Here is a 17,425-nt window from a genome sequence, read left to right as displayed (position 1 = left end):
TCATTTTTGTACTGTCATTTTAAAGAAAAAATATGGACCCAGAGAGTATCTTGGGAGCCATATTTTTTTGTTAGAATAAGACTCTAATTTTTGATTAAGAAATACATTGAAAGTAAAAAAATAATATACAAAAGAGGTAGAATGAAAAGACATTATTATTAGAATTTCAATCTATAAATGTTCCTTTTTATGGAGAAAATAATATAAAAAATTCATTGGAGATAAGTTGGAATGAAAAAATTTAAAGATATGATCAAACACTACAATCTAACAACAACTAAAAACCGAAAACGAGTGGGAATCATCGTTTTATTTTTGACGATTCTGCTTTTCTTACTATTTACGATCCGATTTTCGTATATCTTGATTACAGGGAAAGTCGCTGGAACCGATCTTTCTGAAAAAACGAAGGATTTATATGAAGTTCATGAAACCCTTGAAGCAAAACGGGGATCTATTTTTGATAAAGATGGCAATGTGTTGGTTGAGGATTCAAGCGCGTTTTCACTTTATGCTATTTTGGATAAAAATTACACCGATTTAGAAGGAAAAAAATTATATGTTCAAGAAAAAGATTGGACAGCGATTGCGGACATTTTTGAAAAATATGTGAAAATAGATAAAAATATGACGTTAAAGCAATTAAAACCCAGCGTAAATGATGAGGGAGAACCTGTAATGACAGTTGAATTTGGAACAAACGGGAAAAATTTAGATTTTGAAACTAAAAGAACGATCCAAGAAGCATTAGACAAACAAAAAATATCAGGTATCTATTTTAGAGAAGAAAAAAAACGAGCGTACCAAGTAGGGAATTTTGCTTCTTATTTTATTGGTTATGCACAAGAAGATGACAAAGGCAACGAACAAGGTGTAATGGGGATTGAAGAGGCCTACAATGATCAGTTATCAGGTAAGAATGGTTCTAGAAGTTATGAGAAAAATTCTGCTTTAGGAGATGTAAAACCTGGTAGTGTTAAGGAGAAAAAACGAGTTAACGGAAGTGATATCTATACTACGCTAGATAGTAATTTACAATTTTATCTGGAAGAGTTGCTAGATGATGCTGCACAAAAATATCGACCAGAACATATTACGGCCACCTTGATGGAGGCTAAAACCGGAAACATCTTGGCAACCTCTCAACGGCCAACTTTTGCCTTAGATACCAAAAAAGGCTTAGATGATCCTAACACAGCTCGATGGAGCAATATTTTAGTTGAAGATATCTATGAACCAGGGTCAACCATGAAAAGTATGATGGTCGCCAGTGCTATTGAAGAAAATAAATTCAATGAAACCGAGCAGTTTACTTCAGGCAGTATCAAAGTGGATGATACTACGATCAACGATTGGAATAATGGCGTTGGTGAAGGGAATATGACCTTTAGACAAGGTTTGGCTTGGTCGAGTAACGTCGGGATGGTGACGCTTCAAGAACGAATGCCTGACTTATGGCAAGAGTATCTTAAGAAGTTTGGGTTTGGTAAAAGCACGAATTTTGGTTTAGCTGGTGAAGCGGCTGGTGAGATCCAAAATAAGACAACAGTGGATCGTGCTATGACATCCTATGGGCAAGGAATCTCTGTTACTCATTTACAAATGCTACAAGCCTATACTGCGATTGCTAATGGTGGAAAAATGCTGAAACCGAACATTATCAGTAAAGTTGTTTCAGAAAATGGGGAAGAGACAGCTGTTGAGCCAGAAGTGGTAGGAACACCGATTTCTAGTGAAACAGCTGGCAAGGTATTGGACTATATGAAAGATGTCACAGTAGATCCTAAATATGGCTTGGGAAAAGAATATGCCATTGAAGGATTAAATGTCTCAGCCAAAACAGGGACGGCAGAATTCTTTGAAAATGGCACGTATCAAACGCAAGAATACTTACACTCTGTTGTGACGATTACACCAACTGAGAATCCTAAATATATTTTTTATATGACACTTAAACGACCTGTTTTAGACGGTGTTTCAGCAAATACGATTATTTCTGGTGTATCAAATAAATTAGTAGAGCGGGCAATGGTTGCTCGTGATTAAAAAGAACAGGCCTCTAATGAGGTCTGTTCTTTTTTAATGTTTCCACTAATTCTTCATTAGGCGTAACATAAATCGTTTTTTGATTTTCGTAAATTACGTAACCAGGCTTTGCACCATTGGGTTTATGAACGTGTTTGACTTGGACATAATCTACAGGTACTTGGGCTGATAAACGGTATTTTGAAAAATAAGCGGCGAGATTCGCAGCTTCCATCAAGGTTTCTTCTGACGGGTTGGTCTCTTTAATGATTACATGAGAGCCTGGGATGTCTTTTGCATGTAGCCAGATATCTGTTTTTTTAGCTGTTCTTAGTGTAAGCTGGTCATTTTGCAGATTATTACGACCGACAAGAATCAGGTTGCCAGCACTTGAATAAAATTCTTCTGGTTTACTTTTCTTTGGTTGTTTTTGTTTTTTTGACCCGCGTTTTTTTACATAACCTTGTTCAAGCAGTTCTTCTCGAATCATCTCGATATCCATTGGACCTGCAATCTCAAGTTGTGACAAGACTGATTCTAAGTAGCTGATTTCTTGTGTCGCTTGCTCGATTTGTCCATGAACGACTTTCACCGCATTTTTTAGCTTTTGATACTTTTGAAAATATTTTTGGGCATTTTGATTGGGTGTAAGTGCTGGATTTAACTTGATTTTTAATAAATGATCTTCTTCATAATAATTTGGTAATTCAACGAATTCAGCCCCTTTTGGCACTTGAGCCATAAAGGTGGTCAATAGTTCTCCATCTCGACGGTAATTTTCAGCATGTTCTGTATCAGCTAATGTTTGTTGAAGTTTTACTACTTTGCTTTGATTCCGCTTTAGTTCATTTTCGATTTTATGGATCAATTCGCCACCTTGTTGTTTAACACGGTCTTTTTCAGCTTTGCCGCCATAAAAGGCATCTAATAATTTGCTTAGTGTTTCAAATGTTTCTTGTTTTCCATTTAATGATAAGTAAGGTAATGGTGTAAAGTACTCTTTTTTTTCTGTTACGGTTAATGTTGGCGCAAGTTCTGATTTTAGGGAGGTCCAAAAGGATTGCCAGACCAGCATTTTTTCATTTGAGCGTTCATTTAGACGGAAAGCTAACTCATCAGCTGTATCTTTTCCTAAACCTTGAAATTTATTTTGTAAGTATTTTCCGTTCAGTTCGCTTGTTGTTGACAGAAGCTCAAAGACTTTTTCTTTAGACGCTGAGAATGGATTTTGCTGATTTTGCTTGGGTGGATCGATGTATTCAACACCAGGAAGCAAAGAGCGATAACTATTTTGAGAGCTCCCTATATGTTTGATCGCATCTAAAATCTTACCATTCTCTTTATTGATTAAAACAATCGTACTATGCCGACCCATCAATTCAACGATTAAAACGATATTCTGTAAATCACCTAATTCATCTCTTTTAGTAAAAGTAAAATGGATCACCCGATCGTTATCGATTTGATGAATCTCTTCTAATATTGCGCCTTCTAAAAACTTACGGAGCATCATGACAAAGTTCGGTGGTGTCTCAGGATTGGCATAAGCGATTTCGGTCAACTGCACTCGTGCATAGCTTGGGTGCGCTGATAAAAGTAATTTATGATTTTTCCCTTTTGTGCGAATAACGAGAACAATTTCATTTTCATAAGGCTGGTGAATTTTTGAAATTCGACCTGTAACTAATGCCTCAGATAATTCCGAGACGATTCCATGAGTAAATACGCCATCAAATGACATAAACATCCCTCAATTCTATATACATAATAGTACTATTATAACGGAGTTCTTTTTAATTATAAAGGAAGTGGAAAATAAAAGTTCGAGAATGAGAGATTGTTTTATCTGATTTGTAAATGACTGCGCTTTCTTGTTTTTTCTAGTATAATAAAAGAGGGAAACATTATAGGGGGGATATTATGGTAAAAAGATTGATCAGTGCAAGTTACAGTGAAGTCTCAAAAATGACTGCAGAGGAATTGAAACAGTCAATCAAAGCGAGTGAAGGGCGTACAATTCTTTCTGAAAACGTCGTCGTTGCATCACCACAAGCAGGGGATATTAGTAATGCAGAGGTTGCAGCGGCATTTGGAGCGGATTTGATTTTATTGAATGCCTTTGATTGCTTTAATCCAATCGTGCAAGGAATTCCAGGTATGTCCTTAGAAGAAGTTATGGGGTACTGGCAAAATCCAGAAACCAACAAAATCAATCCAATTCCGATTTTAAAAGAATTAGTCGGACGACCGATTGGAGTAAATTTAGAACCTGTTGATGAGACATCTACTATGTTTAGTGAAAAACTAACGATCAGTAGTGGTCGCACAAGTTCAAAGGAAACGATTCAAAAAGCTGAAAAAATGGGTATCGATTTTATTTGTTTAACTGGTAACCCGGGAACTGGTGTAACGAATGCTGAGATTGCTAAAGCAGTTAAGGTGGCAAAAGAGAATTTTTCAGGTCTGGTGATCGCAGGCAAAATGCATAGTGCCGGATCGGATGAACCTGTTGTTTCGACAGAAGCAGTTGAAGCTTATGCAAAAGCGGGAGCAGATATTCTATTATTACCAGCGGTTGGAACGATTCAAGGATTTGCAGAAGAAGATATGAAAGCAGCGGTTGCGATTGCTAAAAAATATGATTTACTAACAATGTCAGCAATTGGAACGAGTCAAGAGAGTGCTGATAAAGAGACGATTCGCCAAATTGCCTTAACCAATAAAATCTGTGGAGTAGATATACAACATATTGGAGATGCAGGCTATGGTGGTCTTGCACCAGTAGAAAATATTTATGAAATGTCCGTAACAATTCGTGGTATGCGTCATACGATCAACCGGATGGCTCGCTCAGTCAATAGATAACACGAAAAGAGGGTGTGAAACAAAAGCAAACAAACTTTTGTTTGCTTTTGTTTCACACCCTAAATACAAATAAACGGCGGGAGCAAACGGTCCTCCATGCTTCGAGGATCGGAGTGAAACGAGAACCATAGACGCAGAAGCAGCCACTACGCTTCGATCACATTGTTGTAAATTGCTGTGAATCACGAAGAACAATAGAATTCGATGATAAACAGTACCTACTTGGCACGAAGAACGAGGTGATTCGATGATGCACAATACAAGGTGTCTGAAAGACACCTTGCTCGCTTTATTTCTCGAGGCTGAATTCTTCTGTCCTAGCCTTTTTATTATGCATCTTGCCAAACTTGTTTTGCGGTCTCAACGACTAATCTTACTTTCGCCCATTGTTCATCTTCTGTTAGATGATTGCCTTCTTCTGTAGAAGCAAAACCACATTGAGGTGAAAGACAGAGATTTTCTAATGGGATATAAGCTGACGCTTCATTGATTCGTTTACTTAAACTTTCTTTTGATTCTAGTTCAGGAAATTTAGAAGTAACGAGTCCTAACACTACTTTTTTTGCGGGATCATTTTTATAGATTTGTGACAAAGGCTCAAATCCGCCTGAACGATTATCGTCATATTCTAAGAAATAACCATCAATCGTTAACTGCGCTAAATACGGCGCAACATGATCATAGGGACCAGCAATTGCCCAGTCTGATTTATAATTACCGCGACAAACATGCATCGTAATTGTGAGATCTTTTGGTAAGTCTTGGAGTAACTGATTGACGACTGCAACACCTGCAACACATTGTTGCTGCCAGTGCTTGATTTCATCGTCAGTCTTAGCATTTTCAATGAAGCCGGTATACATACCCCAAGAAGTATCATCTAACTGTAGGTAACGACAGCCTAAATCATAGAACTTTAAAATCGTTTGGTGATAGGCTTTGGCTAAATCATCAATAAAGATATTTTCATCTGTATAACTTGCATAGGTGAATGTATCACTTTTACGATTAAAAAGTAATGTCGGTGAAGGAATTGTAGCTTTAGCAAGAATTCCTTCCGGTGTATGTTCATTTAGAAAGGTAAAAGCTTCAAAAAAAGGATGTTCTGGGTTAAATGTTACTTTATCTGTAATTTGGTAAGAGGCAGCTCTTGTTTCAACTTGGTTAAATTGATAACCATGTTCAGGTGTTGTTTGTTCAACACCATTTAACCCCCATAGAAAATCTAAATGCCACCAACTGCGACGGAATTCTCCATCTGTAACAGCTTTTAAACCATTTTCAACTTGTTGATCGATCAACTCAATAATGGCTTGATCTTCGATAGCTTTTAATTCTTGTGCAGAAATTGTCTGATTTGAAAAATTTTCTCGGGCTTTTTTTAAGGTATCAGGGCGCAAAAAACTGCCAACCTGATCGAAACGAAATGGAATTTTCTTAATAGTTGTCATTGTGTTGCCTCCTTTTATTTTATGCATCTTGCCAAATGGTTTCAGCAATGTTTTTTACAAGTTCGATTTTTTTCCATTGATCTTCTTCAGTTAAATGGTTTCCTTCGTGCGTAGAAGCAAAGCCGCATTGTGGCGATAGGCAAATTTGATCTAGCGGCACATATTGACTAGCTTCTTTGATTCGTTCACTGATTGTAGTAGGGTCTTCCAACTCGCCATTTTTTGTTGTGATCAAGCCTAAAACGATTTGTTGTTCTTTTAGTTCTTTGAGCGGCTCAAAATCACCAGAACGTTCGTCATCGTATTCTAAGAAAAAGCCGTCAAATGCCTTAATAGAAAAAAGGTTTTTGGCAATTTTTTCGTAAGAACCGTTATAAAGCCAATGAGATTGGAAATTTCCTTTACAAAAATGGAAAGTGACGGCAAGGTCCGCTGGTTTATTCGCTAAACATTTCTCAGTTACTTCTTGAAAATCATTTAGTAGCTGATCTGCATCCATGCCATTCTTTTTAATTAGATCTCGGAACCGTTCGTCAAACAATCCGCCCCAACTGGTGTCATCCAATTGCAAGTAGCGACAGCCAGCATCGTAAAAGGCTTGGATTGCATCTTGATAGGTCTTGATCAAATCTTGTTTGAACGTTTCTAAAGAAATATAAATAGGGTTTTCGTTATATTGTTTTGATAAAATCAGAGAATCTAGGAAAATCATGTTAGGACCAGGAATTGTTTGTTTAGCTAATGCTGGTGCTGCATGTTTTTGTGTGAAGCGGAAATGGTCAAGAAAAGGATGAGTGGTTGAAAAAGACAATGGTCCACTAACATATGTTCCTTGAGCATCTGTTGTTATGCCAAAAGCCGTGGTTTGAAAATCGTAAACAGTAATACCATTCAAGCCTGCAATAAAATCTAAATGCCACCAACGTCGCCGAAATTCACCATCGGTTACAGCATGAAGTCCGATTGCTTTTTGTTTTTCAATCAACTCGATAATGGTTTGGTCTTCTACTTCAATTAATGCATCTTTGGAAATCGAATCATCAGCAAATGCAGCTCGCGCATTCTTTAAGGCTTCGGGTCGCAGAAAGCTTCCAACAATATCGTAGCGATAAGGGATTTTTTGGTTGTTATTAGACATAATTTTTCCTCCATTTTTTAGTTAGATTTAATAAAAAAGTACAAAAAAAGCCCAATACTTTTTTGCAAAAGTAAAGGACGACTGAGCGTGTTACCACCTTTAATTCAAAAATCTCTTACAAGATTTTCCTCTGTAGGTACAGATCATGCATCTATACCTTGACGCTGTAATGGGCGCTCCCAATATTGGCTGTGCAGTGTTGACCAATATTCACTAAAAGACCATCTTCCCATTTTTTCAAATTATCTCTTTTCAGCTACCGAGACTCTCTCATCAATTCTCTAAAAACAGTACTCTTCTTTTCATCGTTTTTTAATTTATTCATCATTAATGAAAGTATAGGTTAGAGAATATCGTTTGTCAATAACCGATTCTCGTTTTTTATAATTCGTGTTTTTTTATGTTTATATAAATGTATAATGAAAATAAAGCTCTGTTTTATTAAATAGTTTAGAGTCTTTATTTGTTATACTAGGCAAAGGAATAAACTACTAGTATAATAAAAGTATAAGTTGTAGAGGAGAGAACACATGAAGAAAAATTTTATTGATGTTAAAGATGATTTTATTGCTCTCATAAATAGACAAAAAAAACTAGCTGCCATCATTTTGGCTGTGATCATTTTAGCCATTATAAGTTTAGTTGTAGCAATTCCAAGGATGCAGGCTCATATTCGTGCATCAGAAATTAAATCCCTTGTTAGTGAAGATAAGCTAGTGAAAAAAGCCAGCTATTTAGACAGTCAAACGGCTGATAAGGAAATCAGTGATAAAACAGCGATGACGGTTTTGTTTTCAACACCAAGCGGAGAGACCTTTACTCAAATCATTGATGTCTTAAAGGACAGTAAACAAATGAAAGATTTCAATCATAGTATCTATATTTATCCAATCGTTTATGATGCAGAGAAAATCGAAAAAAAATATAATATTAAAAAAGATGACGTAACAATTATTTTCTTTGAAAATGGTAAAGAAAAAAATAGGATTCCAATTGATAAAAGTCTAGATATCAAAACAATGCTTATCCCGTCTTTAAATCAGTTGCCATTACCTAGTGTGGGAAAAAGTGCTCAACCACCAGCAACAGCAACAAAGACGTCAAGTTCTGAAGCGCCAGCAACAACTCAAACAACTACAGACGAGCAAGGTGTTGGTCAATCTTCAGAAGCCGATTCAGTAGCGCAATAAATCAAATAGTAGAAAGAAGGACTTGATATGAAAGAATTAATTCTATTCATTTTAGTGGGACTTTTTATAGTAAAACCTAGATTACAGCGTGTCCCTGTAAGACGTGATCAACGTGACAACTTTTAAGTGGCGGACTTTGGCGACTGATTTATTACGAAAGAGGACTCAGCCTAAATCTGAGTCCTCTTTCAAACATAATCAATCAAAAAAAGTGCGAGTAAACAAAGAGATTCGCTTGATCCCTTTTGATCAGTTTCGTCAGGAGTCTTTAAAATGGTATCAAGATCCTGAAAGTATGCACAATATAGTTGGGTCAAAGATTGCCTATACAAAAAAACAAATTCAGCAAATGTATGAATGGCAAAATGAACATGGCTTACTCTATTATATAGAATACAACAATGGGGAGCACCCGCAAATAATAGGGGATGTTTGGTTAGCAGATGATGACTATGCGATCGTGATCGATCAAGCCTTTCGCAATCGTCATATTGGCCGAAGGGTTACGAAATACTTTATTTATAAAGCAAAAAAACTGGGGAGAAACTATATTACTGTGAGTGAAATTTTTAATTGGAATAAAGCCTCTCAGAAAATGTTTACTAGTCTAAACTTTTATCCTTTTAAAGAAAATAAAGATAGTTGGAGTTATCGTAGACGACTAAAAACAGATACGATATAAAAAGAGATTTCAAAATAATCGTTCCTTTAAACATTTTTAGACTTGACGAACAAATTCTTTATAGTGTAAACTGACTTTATTACAAAACTATAGGAGTGATTACATGAACCAACTGTCAAAACCAATCAACCAATTGAATAATTCATGGCAAAACTGGCGTAGATAGTTGTATGTATGAGACTCTCATAGATACAACTTTAGAAGACAAATTCTAAATTTTGTATCTATGTCGGTATATTCAAGATGAATTTTTGACCGCACAGATGTTAGTCTATGCGGTTTTTGTCGAAAAACAATGACTGCTCCTTTTTTAGGATTTGTCGTTGTTTTTTTGTTTGAAGTTGTTTAAGCGAAAAGAATAATGGATGGAGGCTGAATGGTTTCTCTATCTACGCGGGCGAGTCTTTTAGGAAAAAGATAAATTATGAATGAGGCAAAAAACACCTCAGTCCTAATTTCCTATTTTCCTGTCAGAGCAGGCTCGCCTGCTACGCTTTTAAATTAGGAGGAAACGTTATGAGAAAAAATCGTTTATCGGTTGTTGTCGTCGTTATTGTTGTTTTTTTAATTGGCTCGTTCTTTGTAGAAAAACAAGAATCGGCGAAAGAGAAGTTACCAACTGTGGGGGTCTTACAGTTTGTTAGTCATCCTGCTTTAGATCAGATTTATAAAGGGATTCAAGCGGGATTGAAGGAAAAAGGGTATGAGGATGGAAAAAATATGACGATCGCTTTTCAAAATGGACAAGCAGATCAAAGTAAGTTAGCTACGATGAGTCAGCAATTGGTGCAAGAAAAAAAATCTGATGTTTTGATCGGAATTGCAACACCTGCGGCCCAAGTGCTAGCGAATACAACCACAGAAATCCCTATCGTTCTCGGTGCAATCACGGACCCAGTCAGTGCTGGACTTGTAAAAGATAACCAAAAGCCGGGTGGTAATATCACTGGAGTCAGTGATAAATCCCCAGTAGATGTTCAGTTTGATTTAGTGACTGAGATTTTGCCGAAGAGTAAAAAAGTTGGAATCTTATATGCTTCATCTGAAGAAAATTCTAAATATCAGGTTGAAGAAGCAAAAAACGTTGCAGAGAAAAAAGGGCTGAGCGTGAAAACGTACGCAGTACCGTCAAGTAATGAAATTGCACAAACAGTTCAAGTAATGACGAGTGAAGTGGACTTTATTTATATTCCAACAGATAATACAATTGCAAATGCGATGCAAACTGTCGTCAATGAAGCTGATAAAACAAAAACACCGATCATTCCTTCGGTAGATACTATGGTAGAACAAGGCGGGCTGGCTACCGTAGGGATCAATCAATTTGACTTAGGTATTCAAACTGGTAAAATGGCAGCGGATATCTTATCAGGAGAAGCCAAACCTGCAACGACGGCTATCTATACATTTAAAACAGGCGATATTATTGTTAATCAAAAGCAAGCTGACAAATTAGGAGTATCAATTCCAGAAAAAATCAAGTCGAAAGCGAAGATCGTAGACTAAATAAAGGAGAGAATCAAATGATTGTTTCAGCAATTGGACAAGGAATGTTATGGGCAATACTAGGATTAGGTATTTTTATGACCTATCGAATTTTAAATTTTCCCGATATGACGACAGAAGGCTCATTTCCATTAGGAGGAGCCGTGTGTGTCACAGCAATTACATCAGGAATTCATCCAATTATCGCTACATTGTTGGGCGTTTTAGCAGGGATGTGTGCGGGCTTGGTAACAGGACTACTATTTACTAAAGGGAAAATCCCAGTGATTTTGGCAGGTATTTTGGTGATGTCAGGATTGAATTCAGTTATTCTGTATGTGATGCAGACACCAAATTTATCTTTACTGAATAAGCCAAAGATTCAAGACTTCTTTTTACAACTAAATTTGCCGAATTACTATGATATTGTTTTCTTAGGTGTGATATTTTTGGCAATCATCATTAGCTTATTACTGTTTTTCTTTAATACAAATTTGGGACAAGCTTATATTGCGACGGGAGATAATGAACATATGGCACGTTCGATCGGGATCAAGACAGATTCCATGAAAATATTAGGTTTGACCTTATCTAATGGTGTGATTGCTTTGTCTGGAGCGTTGATTGCCCAAAATGATGGTTATGCAGACGTCAACAAGGGGACCGGTGTGATTGTCATTGGATTAGCTTCAATCATTATTGGTGAAGTGTTGTTTGGTGAATTGACTTTTGCAGAACGTTTAGTCGCTATTGTGGTCGGGAGTATCATCTATCAATTATTGATCTTACTAGTCATTAAGTTAGGGTTTGACACAACGTACTTAAAAGTCTTTTCAGCTGTGATTTTAGCCGCATGCTTAATGATCCCTCAGTTAAAAAAGGCTCTGAATCTACACTTTTTGCCATCAAAGGAGGATGAAAGATGAGTACGGTTTTAGAACTTAAACATGCAACAAAACGGATCGACAATGGTCTAAATGAAACAAAAAATATCTTGAATAATGTCAATTTAACGATTACTCAAGGAGAATTTGTAACTGTCTTAGGTGGTAATGGAGCAGGAAAAAGTACTTTATTCAATAGTATTGCTGGCACAACTTCTTTGAGTGAAGGGGAGTTAATAATCAATGAGCAAAATATTACAGCTTTTTCTGAAGAAAAGCGAGCTAAATATTTATCTCGTGTGTTTCAAGACCCCAAAATGGGTACGGCGCCTAGAATGACCGTTGCTGAGAACTTATTATTAGCACTTTATCGTGGGAAAAAACGTGGGTTGCGTTTACGTAAGATTAATGAGGAAAGAGCATTTTTTACCAAAATTTGTAGCGAAGTCGGTAATGGCTTGGAAAACCATTTAGATACACCAACAGGGAATTTATCAGGTGGGCAAAGACAAGCTTTAAGTTTATTAATGGCAACACTGACTAAACCTGAGCTGTTACTTTTAGATGAGCATACATCGGCTTTAGATCCTAAAACGTCAAAACAGTTGATGCAATTGACGGATCAAAGAATCAAAGAAGGACAGTTAACTTGTTTAATGATCACTCATCGAATGGAAGATGCGTTGCATTATGGGAATCGGCTGATTGTTTTACAAAAGGGCCAAATCGTTAAAGATTTAAACAAGGAAGAAAAAGAAAAGTTAAGCTTGCAGGATTTGTTATTGTTTTTTGAAGAAGAGGCAGAAGAAATTTCGCTAGATTAATCTAAACACTCGATCAAGGATTTTTGCTTACTTGATCGAGTGTTTAAGTTAATTTTTTTTAAAGCCAGCTCTATTTTTATCTAATACATTTTTTAATAATCGTTCGACGATTCCAGTGACCATAAAGCCAGCGGCAATCGCGCCAGCAGTCATGATTACTTTAATGATTGAATGGAACCCTAAAACATAATCACCTAAAACAATGCTTCTGACCGCTTGATAGGCAGGACCACCTGGTACTAATGGAACAAGGCTAGGAATATTAAAAATCGTCATCGGCATCTTTTTTTTACGAGAAAAATAAATGCTTAATAACCCAATACCGATTGCTCCTAAAAAGTTAGCAAAGATCACTCCTACTTCTAAGTTTTTCGTAGACCAATAAACCATCCAGCCTACAGCACCTGTGATACCACAAGCATTTAAAAGCTTTCTGGGAACATTTGTCACAATGCCGAAGGTAACGGTACTTAAATAACTAAATAAACAATGTATGAGTACTTCCACGTTCATTTCTCCTTACATAAATAATTTAAAAACGATGGCAATTCCGATGCCAATTGATCCAGCAACAAATATTGCCTCAGTAGCTCGTGCTGTTCCACTTAAAAGATGTCCTGCTAGTATGTCTCTAAAAGAGTTTGTAATAGCTACACCAGGGACAAGAGGCATCACGGCACCGATAATGATATTATCAATATTTCCTGCTAAGTGGAATTTGACTGCTAGATAAGCAAGTAGCCCAATGGTAAAAGCAGCAAGAAAGTCATCAAGAAATTTGATGTTCAGCCATTCTTTTGTGAAGTAGGCCACGCTATATCCGATCATACCAATAAAAAAAGTGGCTAGAAAGTCATGCCAATTTCCACCAAAAATGTACATCAGAGTACAGCTGACAAGCCCTGCTGCAAGGATTTGTAGCGAAACGGAATACGTCGGTGCTTCATGATTGATATTTGTAAGCTTGTGATTAAGTTCTACTAATGAAATTTCTTTATCCGCAAATTTCCGCGAAAGGTTATTAACGATAGCAACTTTTTCTAAATTAATACTTCGTTCTGTAACATTTTCTAATTGAGTATAATTACTAGAGCGAAAGCCCATAAAAAGACCAGTAGCGGTTACATAACTAACACTTTCTTTTTGACCAGCATTTTCAGCAATCCGGTTCATTGTATCTTCAACTCGGTAAACTTCAGAACCACTTTCTGTCATGATCTTGCCAGCCATCAAACATGTATCTAAGATAAGTTGTGTATTTGTTTGTTTATTTTCTTCCATAGGACAAAACTCCTTACAATAAATTCACAGTAAAATTAGTGTATCATTTTTTTGAGATGTTTGAAATGAATAAAATCATTCGAAGACAAAAAAGAAGCTAAGCTAATTTTAGAATTTCCTTAGAATTATAAAGAAACACTAAAAAATTGTTGGAAACTTCACAGATACCTAAAACATCCTTGCTTTTTCTAAGTAAAAGTCCTATCCTTATAGGTAACAAACCAAAGGGGTCTAGATATTATGGATAAGCAATGGTCACTTTATTCAGTAAGCAGTCTGATTTTACTTATATTGTTAAAAAGAACGTTCGATCAAGGACATCTAGGATTAAGTGCTATTTTACTTTTTCTCTTACTGATTCAAGTGACAGGAACCATTATCTGTGTTCATCAAAAAAGACATAAAAAAGAAATCCCATCTTCTAAATAAGAAGTGGGATCTTTTTATGGAGTTGACAGCTTAAATCAAGTCAAAATGTTTTAAGGCATGGACAATTCCGCCTTCAGTATTTTTCTTAGTAATAAAGCTAGATCGTTCTTTAAGTTCCTTACGTGCATTGCCCATAGCAATTTTATTGTCGCATGCTTCAAATAGCGCAAGATCGTTGATTCCGTCACCAAAAGCAAACGTAGGAACGTTTGGCAAGTCGAGCGTTTTGAACAAGTTTTGAACGCCTGTTCCTTTAGAAACGCCCTTTCTAACTGTATCGATAGAGTAGGGGCCATTACGATAAAAGGTCATTTCTGGAAAATGCTTTAAATAGTGCTCATCGCCATCTTCTGAGAGAACTAACATCATATTAACCGTCTTATCTTTCAAACTAGAATGATCGATTACAGGAGCTTGGGAATGGATAAAGGCATACGCATTTGTGACTATGTCATTATGACCAGAACACCAAATTTGTTGATCATTATAAAAAGATAGTTCATGGCCAAGACTTTTGACCTGTTCATACATTTTTAAACATTCTTCATAAGTAAATTCATCGGAATAGACTTTTTTTCCCTCAACTTGGATAAATTGCCCATTCATTACGATTGCTGAATCAATTCCGCTAGCTTTCATAATAAGTTCGATTTCTACTACTGTCCGACCAGTTGCAATCAAGGGTAAGATATTGTTATTTTTTAATGCCTGAATAGCATTTGTGATCTCTGGTGTAATTTGTGATTTGTGATCCAATAATGTACCATCTAAATCAAAAAAAGTGACTGCCTGGATATTTTTCATGAATTTTCAACGTCCTTTCATCCCTAATAGTATCAAAGATTGAACAAAAGACAAAGCTTTTTTGAAGAAAGATAGAAGTTATTGGAGCTAGCCGGTTTTTAGAGTATAATATAAATGACGTTAAACTTGAAGGAAAGAGGCGAGTAAAATAATGAATGTATTAATGATAGAAGATAATGAGTCTGTTTCAGAAATGATGCAAATGTTTTTTTTAAATGAGGGCTGGGAAGCTACGTTTAAATATGATGGTAAAGAAGGACTTGACGCCTTCTTAGAAAACCCAGAAAAATGGGATATGATCACACTTGATTTGAATTTACCGACGATGGATGGTATGGCAGTTTGCCGTGAGGTTCGGAAAGTATCAAATACAGTTCCGATCATTATGTTGACAGCAAGAGACTCCGAAAGTGATCAAGTAATCGGTTTGGAGATGGGAGCAGATGACTACGTCACCAAACCATTCAGCCCATTGACGTTGATTGCCCGAATCAAAGCGCTCCATCGTCGTTCTGAAATCGGGGAGCATGCGGTAGAAGGATCAGAACGTTCAGATGATCAATTTGATGTAGAGACAGATCATTTCAAGATGAATACTAAAACTAGAGAAGCTTATCTGGATGACAAACTAATTGGCGGATTGACACCAAAAGAATTCGATTTGCTTTATACGTTAGCGAAAAAACCAAGACAAGTATTTTCACGTGAGCAGTTACTGGAAATGGTTTGGGATTATCAATATTTTGGTGATGAACGGACTGTGGATGCTCACATTAAAAAGTTACGTCAAAAAATTGAAAAGGTTGGACCACAGGTTATTCAAACAGTTTGGGGCGTAGGGTATAAATTTGACGATTCTGGAGTAGCATAGATGAAATATTTATATCAACAATTATTGGCTTTTTGGGGTGTGATCATTCTAATCATATTGATCGTGGGAACATCTTTTACCCAATTAACCAAAAAAACATTACAGGATACCAATTATGAGCAGCTTCGAGGATATGCTATATCCGCTTGGAAAACCAAAGATTCGATCAATAGAATGCCAGGGATGACGGATCAAGACATTTGGAACACTTCGTTTCAGTTATTTGAAGGATTTTTAAGCAATCAAGATGTTCAGTTTGTTTTTTATGATCGAAACATGCAGGTGCAATACCCTTTGAGTTCAGAAAAAAAACTTGATAACACAGTTATTAAAGAAAATTGGGATGCCTTAATGCAGGGGCAGCAAGAATATGCTACGATCGACAGAGATATTTACGGCAATAAAAATATGTCATCTTATGTAATGATGCCGGTCAGCAAAACCAATGTTCAATCCAATGAGAACATCATTATTGGTGCGTTAGTCATTACACAACCAGCAAAAAATGTTTCAGATAGTGTCGATGCGATAACGGCCAATTTATTCAAAGGCTTTATTATATCCAGTATCGTTGGATTGATTCTAAGCTATTTCTTTGCTAGTTTCCAAGTGAAGCGAATCAATCGAATGAGAAAAGCAACGAAAGAAATCACGAGCGGTAATTTTGATATTAAACTGGTTACGCATGACAAAGATGAATTCGATGATTTAGCAGAAGACTTTAACAAGATGGCTGAATCTCTAAAGGAATCTAGAGAAGAAATCGATCGACAAGAAGATCGGCGGCGCCAATTTATGGCGGATGCTTCCCATGAGATGAGAACGCCACTCACAACCATTAATGGATTGTTGGAGGGGCTGCAATACAATGCAATTCCGGAAAGCCAAAGAGAAAATGCCATTAAATTGATGCAAAATGAAACTTCACGGTTAATTCGCTTAGTTAACGAAAACTTAGATTATGAAAAAATCAGAACCAATCAAATTAGTATTGTAGTCAAAAAGTTTGATGCAACTGAAACGTTGAAAAATATCCTGACGCAGTTAGAAGGAAAAGCTGAATCAGCTAATGATCGGCTGATATTAGAAGCCGATGAAGCAATCGATGTTTATGCAGATTATGATCGTTTTGTTCAAGTCATGGTTAATATTATTCAAAATGCGATTCAATTTACGCAAGATGGAGAGATTCGGGTTCGCTTGCAAAAAGGATACTTGGAAACGATTATTACGATTTCAGACACTGGAATAGGAATGACGGAGGAACAAGTCCAAAATATTTGGGACCGATATTACAAAGTTGATCCTTCTCGCAAGAATACAAAATATGGTGAGTCTGGTTTAGGGCTATCCATTGTGCAACAATTGGTCCGTCTGCACAAAGGGAAGATCAGTGTAGAAAGTCAGGAAGGTCAAGGAACTAGTTTTACTATTTCGTTTCCTGATGTTGAAATAGAAGATGAAATCTAGAAAAAGCGCCGATCAAACAGAATATG

At 36.4% G+C, this 17,425-nt stretch carries 16 protein-coding genes and 1 other annotated feature; of the genes, 10 read left to right on the top strand and 6 right to left on the bottom strand.

Features of this window, described 5'->3' with window-relative positions; genetic code table 11:
* Positions 1 to 231 precede the first annotated feature (231 nt).
* Positions 232 to 2,046: a penicillin-binding transpeptidase domain-containing protein gene (locus A5819_RS15155; RefSeq protein WP_086279572.1), complete on the top strand. Its 1,815-nt coding sequence runs from the start codon at positions 232 to 234 to the stop codon at positions 2,044 to 2,046.
* Between the two features lie 13 nt (positions 2,047 to 2,059).
* Here A5819_RS15155 and efbA read toward each other — a convergent pair whose 3' ends face one another.
* Positions 2,060 to 3,766, bottom strand: a complete 1,707-nt coding sequence (gene efbA, locus A5819_RS15150) for a fibronectin-binding protein EfbA (RefSeq protein ID WP_086279571.1) — start codon at positions 3,764 to 3,766, stop codon at positions 2,060 to 2,062.
* A gap of 179 nt (positions 3,767 to 3,945) precedes the next feature.
* Here efbA and A5819_RS15145 point away from each other — a divergent pair, with 179 nt between their 5' ends.
* The gene (locus tag A5819_RS15145) at positions 3,946 to 4,890 is read left to right on the top strand and encodes a PEP phosphonomutase (protein WP_086279570.1); all 945 of its coding nucleotides are present in this window, start codon (positions 3,946 to 3,948) and stop codon (positions 4,888 to 4,890) included.
* A 329-nt stretch (positions 4,891 to 5,219) separates the two neighbouring features.
* On the opposite strand, the gene A5819_RS15140 is transcribed toward A5819_RS15145, so the two are convergent.
* Complete coding sequence (locus tag A5819_RS15140; protein WP_086279569.1) at positions 5,220 to 6,341, bottom strand: 5-methyltetrahydropteroyltriglutamate--homocysteine S-methyltransferase; 1,122 nt, start codon at positions 6,339 to 6,341, stop codon at positions 5,220 to 5,222.
* 19 nt (positions 6,342 to 6,360) lie between these two features.
* Complete coding sequence (locus tag A5819_RS15135; protein WP_086279568.1) at positions 6,361 to 7,479, bottom strand: 5-methyltetrahydropteroyltriglutamate--homocysteine S-methyltransferase; 1,119 nt, start codon at positions 7,477 to 7,479, stop codon at positions 6,361 to 6,363.
* Between the two features lie 70 nt (positions 7,480 to 7,549).
* Positions 7,550 to 7,794, bottom strand: a binding site (T-box leader).
* A gap of 215 nt (positions 7,795 to 8,009) precedes the next feature.
* Here A5819_RS15135 and A5819_RS15130 point away from each other — a divergent pair.
* The 5 genes from A5819_RS15130 (at position 8,010) to A5819_RS15110 (ending at position 12,544) form a co-directional block, all read left to right on the top strand.
* Positions 8,010 to 8,669 (top strand): hypothetical protein, encoded by a 660-nt coding sequence (locus tag A5819_RS15130; protein WP_086279567.1) that lies wholly within the window; start codon positions 8,010 to 8,012, stop codon positions 8,667 to 8,669.
* Between the two features lie 112 nt (positions 8,670 to 8,781).
* The gene (locus A5819_RS15125; RefSeq protein WP_086279566.1) at positions 8,782 to 9,351 is read left to right on the top strand and encodes a GNAT family N-acetyltransferase; all 570 of its coding nucleotides are present in this window, start codon (positions 8,782 to 8,784) and stop codon (positions 9,349 to 9,351) included.
* Positions 9,352 to 9,867: 516 nt separating this feature from the next.
* Positions 9,868 to 10,857, top strand: coding sequence for a tryptophan ABC transporter substrate-binding protein (trpX, locus tag A5819_RS15120; protein ID WP_086279565.1), 990 nt, complete (start codon positions 9,868 to 9,870; stop codon positions 10,855 to 10,857).
* 17 nt (positions 10,858 to 10,874) lie between these two features.
* Positions 10,875 to 11,762, top strand: coding sequence for an ABC transporter permease (locus A5819_RS15115; RefSeq protein ID WP_086279564.1), 888 nt, complete (start codon positions 10,875 to 10,877; stop codon positions 11,760 to 11,762).
* On the top strand, positions 11,759 to 12,544 hold the full coding sequence (locus A5819_RS15110; RefSeq protein WP_086279563.1) for an ABC transporter ATP-binding protein: 786 nt from the start codon (positions 11,759 to 11,761) through the stop codon (positions 12,542 to 12,544). Before A5819_RS15115 ends, A5819_RS15110 begins: the two co-directional genes overlap by 4 nt.
* A 48-nt stretch (positions 12,545 to 12,592) precedes the next feature.
* Here the strand turns inward: A5819_RS15110 and A5819_RS15105 are convergent, their stop codons facing one another.
* Positions 12,593 to 13,051 (bottom strand): threonine/serine exporter family protein, encoded by a 459-nt coding sequence (locus A5819_RS15105; RefSeq protein ID WP_086279562.1) that lies wholly within the window; start codon positions 13,049 to 13,051, stop codon positions 12,593 to 12,595.
* A 12-nt stretch (positions 13,052 to 13,063) separates the two neighbouring features.
* A complete protein-coding gene (locus tag A5819_RS15100; protein ID WP_086279561.1) occupies positions 13,064 to 13,825 on the bottom strand; it encodes a threonine/serine exporter family protein in 762 nt (253 codons plus the stop codon).
* 240 nt (positions 13,826 to 14,065) lie between these two features.
* Here A5819_RS15100 and A5819_RS15095 point away from each other — a divergent pair, with 240 nt between their 5' ends.
* Positions 14,066 to 14,254 (top strand): hypothetical protein, encoded by a 189-nt coding sequence (locus A5819_RS15095; RefSeq protein WP_086279560.1) that lies wholly within the window; start codon positions 14,066 to 14,068, stop codon positions 14,252 to 14,254.
* 30 nt (positions 14,255 to 14,284) lie between these two features.
* On the opposite strand, the gene A5819_RS15090 is transcribed toward A5819_RS15095, so the two are convergent.
* Entirely contained in the window at positions 14,285 to 15,058 is a 774-nt protein-coding gene (locus A5819_RS15090; RefSeq protein ID WP_086279559.1) for a Cof-type HAD-IIB family hydrolase, read from the bottom strand.
* 151 nt (positions 15,059 to 15,209) lie between these two features.
* On the opposite strand from A5819_RS15090, the gene A5819_RS15085 reads away from it, so the two are divergent.
* Positions 15,210 to 15,929 (top strand): response regulator transcription factor, encoded by a 720-nt coding sequence (locus tag A5819_RS15085; protein WP_086279558.1) that lies wholly within the window; start codon positions 15,210 to 15,212, stop codon positions 15,927 to 15,929.
* Complete coding sequence (locus tag A5819_RS15080) at positions 15,930 to 17,399, top strand: HAMP domain-containing sensor histidine kinase (protein WP_086279557.1); 1,470 nt, start codon at positions 15,930 to 15,932, stop codon at positions 17,397 to 17,399.
* Positions 17,400 to 17,425: the final 26 nt, after the last annotated feature.

Origin of the sequence: Enterococcus sp. 7E2_DIV0204, assembly GCF_002140855.1 — a bacterium.
Lineage (GTDB): Bacteria > Bacillota > Bacilli > Lactobacillales > Enterococcaceae > Enterococcus_L > Enterococcus_L lemimoniae.
The sequence above is the reverse complement of the archived record's forward strand: the minus strand, read 5'-3'. Positions and strand labels throughout refer to the sequence as shown.